Source organism: Deltaproteobacteria bacterium (assembly GCA_026712905.1).
Taxonomy (GTDB): domain Bacteria; phylum Desulfobacterota; class Binatia; order UBA9968; family JAJDTQ01; genus JAJDTQ01.
In genome coordinates, this window is record JAPOPM010000250.1 from 1 (window position 1) to 2833 (window position 2833).

The window sequence follows — 2833 nt, forward strand, 5'->3', positions numbered from 1 at the left end:
ACCGACATCGAGTGCCGTATCTACGCCCGGCATCTGAAGAAGCACCTGAAGGGCAATCCCACCATCGTGGTCACGAGCAAGCCGGGCGGCGGCGGCACGCTGGCGATGAACTGGATCTACGAGCGCGCGCGCCGGAACGGCACGGTCATGGGCTGTCAGACCGCCAGCGGCCGTTACCAGGAGTGGTTCGTCGGCGATCCCAAGTCCGTCGGTCTGCGGGCCAACATGGCGGAGATCATCCCGGTCATGTTCACTCCGGTGGTGAGCGTGGGCGTGGTGTCGACGAAGCTCGATCCCCCGTACAAGCAGCTCGGGGACCTCAAGAAGGCCAAGAACCTCACGGTAGGCGGGTTTCGTGCCGACAGCAGCAAGGACCTCAAGTTCCGCGCTCTGTTCGACCTGGCCGGCGTGAAGTACAAGTACGTCACCGGGTACCAGGGGTCGGCCGGTCTCCTGGCCGCGTTCCTGCGCGACGAGATCAACTACGTTGACGGCAGCACCCCGTTCTACCTGACGCGGGTCAAGCCCATCGCCGTAGACAAGGGCGAGGCCTCTCCCCTGTGGTATGGCAGCGACACGGCCATTCCCGCCATCGCTCCGGGTGTGCCGGCGCGGGATTTCGTCAAGCAGCTCTCGGGCAAGGCCCCCGAGGGACCGTTGTGGCAGCTCTTCCAGATCCTGAGCAGCTACCGTCAGATCCTGGCCCCGCCGGGCGTCCCCCAGGCCGCCGTGGACACGATGCGGGCAGCCTTCGCGAGCATGAGCAAGGATCCCGAGTTTCTCGCGGAGTACAAGAAGACCGTGGGCATCGAGCCGCAGATGCTGACCACCCCCAAGGGCATCGAGAACGCCATGAAGCCGTGGACGAACGCGGGTGACGAGATGAAGCAGTTCCGGCTCAAGTATGTCGAGCAGGGCCGCAAGCAGGCGGGCTCGAAGTAGACTATCCAGCGCTTCCCGTTGCCGGACCGCATCCGTCCGGCAACGGGAACCACAACCGAAGCCGCGCCATCACCTAGGCTGACACGCAATGCTAGAGGCAGCTCACCAGGCACTCCTGGGAATCTTGTCTTGGCCGGCCTTCGGCTATCTTCTGCTGGGCATCGGCCTGGGCGTCTTCTTCGGCATGGTGCCGGGGCTGTCCGGGCTCTCGGGCATGGCCATCCTGTTGCCCTTCACCTTCGACCTCGCGCCCTACGAGGCCATGGCGCTGCTCATGGGCATGTACGCCATCACCTCCACCTCGGACACCATCTCATCGGTGCTCCTGGGCGTGCCGGGCACGGCCGGCTCCCAAGCCACCATCATGGACGGCTATCCCCTGGCCAAGAAAGGGGAGGCGGCCCGGGCCTTCGGCGCCGCCTACACGGTGTCGGCGTTCGGCGGGGTCGTGGGCGCCATCCTGCTGGTCATCTCCATCCCGATCCTGAGCCCGCTGGTGCTGTCCTTCGGCGCCCCCGAGTTCTTTCTCCTGGGCGTCCTGGGCATGGCCATGGTGGGCGCCCTGAGCGGCAGCGCCCCGGCCAAGGGCATCCTGGTGGGGCTGTTCGCCCTCCAGCTTTCCATGATGGGCTATTCGCCGCAGGACGGCATCCCGCGCTACTGGTTCAACACCCCCTATCTTCTGGAAGGGCTTCCCATCGTTCCGTGCGTGCTGGGCCTTTTCTCGTTGCCCGAGGTCGTGGAGCTGGCGGTGCGCCGAGGCAGCCTCGCCGAGGTGCCGGAGATGGGCAAGGGCATGTGGGACGGCGTATGCGACGCCGCGCGGAACTGGTGGCTGGCGCTCCGGTGCGCGGTGATCGGCGCCTACGTGGGCTTCATTCCCGGCCTCGGCGCGAGCATCGTCGACTGGGTGGCCTACGGCCACGCGGTGCAGTCCAACAAGGATCCCGAGGCGCAGTTCGGCAAGGGCGAGATACGCGGCGTGATCGCGCCGGAGAGTGCCAACAACGCCATGAAGGGCGGTTCGCTGATCCCGACCATCGCCTTCGGCATACCCGGAAGCGCCACCATGGCGATCCTGCTGGGCGCCTTTCTGATCCACGGAATCTACCCGGGTCCCGAGCTCCTGAGCACGCGTCTCGACGTCACTTTCTCGGTGATCTGGGCCTTGGTCATCGCCAACATCATCACCGCGGTCGTGTTGATGGGATGCACCACCCAGTTGGCCAAGGTCACCACGATTCGCGGCAGCCTGATCATCCCCATCATCCTGGTGCTGGTGTTCATGGGCTCGTGGATGGCGACGCAGGATCTGGGTGACTGGGTCGTGCTGGTGTCCGCGGGAGCGTTGGGCTACCTCATGAAGCGTTGGGGCTGGCCGCGACCGCCCATCGCCCTCGGGATCGTCCTGGGTCCCATCATGGAACGCTATCTGGACATCGCCGTGAGCCGTTACGGCTGGACATGGGTGTGGCAGCGGCCCATCGTCATCGTCCTGATATTCATGACCCTGGCGACCGTGTTCTACGCAACCAGGAGCCAGTCGCGCGAACAGGGGGCGTCGTGAAATCCGCTTACGCGCGGCAAGACCGTCGAGGTGCACGATGACCACGCCACGGATTCGTGAACACTATGTCGAAAGCCTCTTCATCCTCCTGTTGGCGGTGATCTTCGCCGCGGCCGTATTCACGGCCAGAGTATGGCCGTGGAAAACCGCGCTTTTCCCCACGCTCATCGGCGTTGCCGGCTGCATCATCGCCGCGGCCCTTGCGCTGTGGACCGGAGTGAAGGGAGGCGAGGCGCCCGTTCCCGGCGACGGGGGAGGGGCGGCGGACATCTTCCTGGACGTGAACCTGCGGAGCGGCGAAGCGCTCGTGCGTACCGCGATCAT

The 2833-nt window shown here is 65.5% G+C and carries 3 protein-coding genes; all 3 read left to right on the plus strand.

What is annotated here, in order from left to right; all coding sequences use genetic code 11:
* Positions 1–942: hypothetical protein (locus tag OXF11_21285; GenBank protein MCY4489624.1), on the plus strand; the 942-nt coding region annotated here is incomplete at its 5' end.
* Between the two features lie 88 nt (positions 943–1030).
* Positions 1031–2509 (plus strand): tripartite tricarboxylate transporter permease, encoded by a 1479-nt coding sequence (locus OXF11_21290; GenBank protein ID MCY4489625.1) that lies wholly within the window; start codon positions 1031–1033, stop codon positions 2507–2509.
* 37 nt (positions 2510–2546) lie between these two features.
* On the plus strand, positions 2547–2833 hold a 287-nt coding region (locus tag OXF11_21295), incomplete at its 3' end, for a hypothetical protein (protein ID MCY4489626.1).

What these genes read in the sequence shown, in the direction of transcription:
- OXF11_21290 (MCY4489625.1), top strand. Translation starts at nt 1,031, where the DNA reads ATGCTAGAGGCAGCTCACCAGGCACTCCTGGGAATCTTGTCTTGGCCG.